The sequence below is a fragment of the Nonomuraea antri genome (assembly GCF_013283785.1).
In the GTDB taxonomy this organism is placed as follows: domain Bacteria; phylum Actinomycetota; class Actinomycetes; order Streptosporangiales; family Streptosporangiaceae; genus Nonomuraea; species Nonomuraea antri.
The window spans coordinates 1-2626 of the sequence record NZ_JABCPZ010000474.1 but is presented as its reverse complement, the minus strand read 5'-3'; the positions used below and the strand labels follow the sequence as shown (position 1 = coordinate 2626).

The 2626-nt window shown below is 71.2% G+C and carries 4 protein-coding genes; 3 read left to right on the top strand and 1 reads right to left on the bottom strand.

The features are described from left to right. The coding region (locus HII36_RS54590; RefSeq protein ID WP_173531281.1) for a MerR family DNA-binding transcriptional regulator at positions 1 to 464 on the bottom strand (464 nt) is incomplete at its 3' end. A 122-nt stretch (positions 465 to 586) separates the two neighbouring features. Between HII36_RS54590 and HII36_RS54585 the strand changes: the two genes are divergently transcribed. The 3 genes from HII36_RS54585 (at position 587) to HII36_RS54575 (ending at position 2597) form a co-directional block, all read left to right on the top strand. Further along, the gene (locus tag HII36_RS54585; protein WP_173531280.1) at positions 587 to 1417 is read left to right on the top strand and encodes an SDR family oxidoreductase; all 831 of its coding nucleotides are present in this window, start codon (positions 587 to 589) and stop codon (positions 1415 to 1417) included. A gap of 48 nt (positions 1418 to 1465) precedes the next feature. Beyond that, positions 1466 to 2224, top strand: a complete 759-nt coding sequence (locus tag HII36_RS54580; protein ID WP_173531279.1) for a MerR family transcriptional regulator — start codon at positions 1466 to 1468, stop codon at positions 2222 to 2224. Between the two features lie 61 nt (positions 2225 to 2285). Continuing rightward, positions 2286 to 2597 carry an ArsR/SmtB family transcription factor gene (locus HII36_RS54575; RefSeq protein ID WP_173531278.1) on the top strand — a complete coding sequence of 104 codons (312 nt, stop codon included), beginning with the start codon at positions 2286 to 2288 and terminating at the stop codon, positions 2595 to 2597. The last annotated feature ends 29 nt before the right edge of the window (positions 2598 to 2626 follow it).

The following is a 2626-nucleotide window of genomic DNA, read 5'->3' as shown; positions in this document are numbered from 1 at the left end:
GTCCCCGACGCCAGCGGCAGCAACCGCGCCACCCCCGCCGACGTCGCCCGAGCCACCCCCTCGGCGCCGGCCGCCCGCTCACGCACCAGCGCGACCCGCACCGGCGGCTGCGTCACGACCCGCACCCGCGCCGCCGGCAACCCCTCGGCCATCACCCGCTCCAGCGACGCCAACGTCCGGCGCCGCCGCGCCAGCTCCGCCTCCAGCGCGTCACGCACCGACTCCAGCGCGCCCTCCGCCCCCGACAACACCTGCCCGACCACCGCCAGCGGCACGTCCAGCGACCGCAGCAACCCGATCGACAACGCCACCCGCGCCTGCCCAGGACGGTAGTAGCGGTACCCGGTATCGCCATCGACGTACGCCGGCCGCAACAACCCCAGCTCGTCGTAGCGGCGCAACTGCTTCACACTCAACCGGCCCAGCCGCGCGAACTGCCCGATCGGCAGCAGATCCTCATCCACCACCCCAGCATGGGCCCTCCCCCCGGGGGAGAGTCCAACCGTCCGGCGGCGCGTCACACTTCCCGCCCCGCGCGGGTCATGGCAGTGAACACCACCCGCGACCCCGCACGAGGAGCGACGACATGACCGCGCCCATCCTGATCACCGGCGGCACCGGCACCCTCGGACGCCTCATCGTCCCCCTGCTGCACCAGGCCGGCCACCCCGTACGCACCCTCGGCCGCACCCCGCACCAGCACGACCTCGACGGCGTCGAGCACATCACCGCCGACATCAACGCAAGCACCCGAGACACCGGCGGCGGGCTCGACGCGGCGCTCACCGGCGTCCACACCGTCATCCATTGCGCCGGCAGCGCCAAAGGCGACGACGACCTGGCCCGCACCCTCGTCCGAGCCGCCCGCAAGGCCGGCGTGCGCCACCTGGTCCACATCTCCGTCGTCGGCGCCGACCGCGTCCCCGTCGTCAGCCGCGTCGACCGCGCCATGTTCGGCTACTTCGCCGCCAAACACGCCGCCGAGCACGTCATCACCGGCTCCGGCATCCCCTGGACCATCCTGCGCGCCACCCAGTTCCACGACTGGATCTGGAACACCCTGCACCAGCTCGCCAAACTCCCGATCATGACCACCTGGCGCGGCGTCCGCTTCCAGCCCGTCGACACCGGCGAGGTCGCCGCCCGCCTGGCCGAACTCGCCCTCGCCGGCCCCGCGGGACTCGTCCCCGACCTGGGCGGCCCGCGCGTGCACCGGATGGAGGACCTGGCCCGCGACTACCTGCGCGCCACCGGCCGGCACCGCCTCGTCCTGCCCGTCAAGACCCCGGGCACGGCCGCCGCCGCCTTCCGCGCCGGCGCCAACCTCACCACCGACGCACTGGACCAGCCCACCGACCAGCCCACCGGCCGCCGCACCTGGCAGGACCACCTCACCCAGCGGACGACCCGCCAGTGAAAGCGCCACCTTGCACCTGACGTAACGGCAGAGTGCATGCTGGCACCCATGAGTCTCTCCGTCGGGCAGGTGGCCCGCCTGGCCGGCACCACCGTACGCACCCTGCACCACTACGACGAGATCGGCCTGCTCACCCCCACCGAACGCACCAGCGCCGGCTACCGCCGCTACACCGACGACGACCTGGTACGCCTGCAACACATCCTGCTCTACCGCGAACTCGGCTTCCCCCTCGAAGAGATCGCCGTCATCCTCGACGAACCCCACACCGACGAACTCACCCACCTACGCCGCCAGCACGAACTCCTCACCCGCAGATCCCAGCACCTCGACGGCATCATCACCGCCGTCGAACGCGCCATCGAAGCCCGCACCATGAACATCACCCTCACCCCAGAAGAACGCTTCGAGATCTTCGGCGACTTCCGGCCGGAAGACCACGACGCCGAAGCCGAACGCCGCTGGGGCGGCAGCGAAGAATACGCCCAAAGCCGCCGCCGCGTCGCCACCTACACCCCCGCCGACTGGCTGCAGCTCAAAGCCGAGGCCGCCGCCCTGTCCGACGACCTGGTCGCCGCCTACAAGGCCGGGCTGCCCGCCGACGGCGAACACGCCATGGACCTCGCAGAACGCCACCGCGGCCACATCGTCCGCTGGTTCTACGACTGCACCCACCACATCCACCGCTGCCTGGGCGACATGTACGTCGAAGACCCCCGCTTCACCGCCACCTTCGACGCCCTGGCCCCCGGCCTGGCCGGCTACCTGCGCCAGGCCATCCACGCCAACGCCCGCCGCCACACCTGAACCACCCCCACCCCGATACATGCCCTTGAAGGCATATAACCGGACAGGTATATTCAGCGGCATGCGCTTCGACGTCCTGGCCGAACCCGCACGACGCCGCATCCTCGACCTCCTCCTCCAACGCCCCCACCTCGTCAGCGAACTCACCCACACCCTCGGACTCACCCAACCCGGCACCAGCAAACACCTGCGCGCCCTCCGCGACGCCGGCCTCGTCACCGTCCGCAAAGACGCCCAACGCCGCTGGTACGAACTCCGCCCCCAACCCCTCGCCGAAATCGACGCCTGGCTCACCCCCTACCGCCACCTGTGGAACCACAGCCTCGACGCGCTCGAACGCCACCTCGACACCATGGAGGACGAACCCACATGAACGACCACCTCACCCACCACCCCGACGGC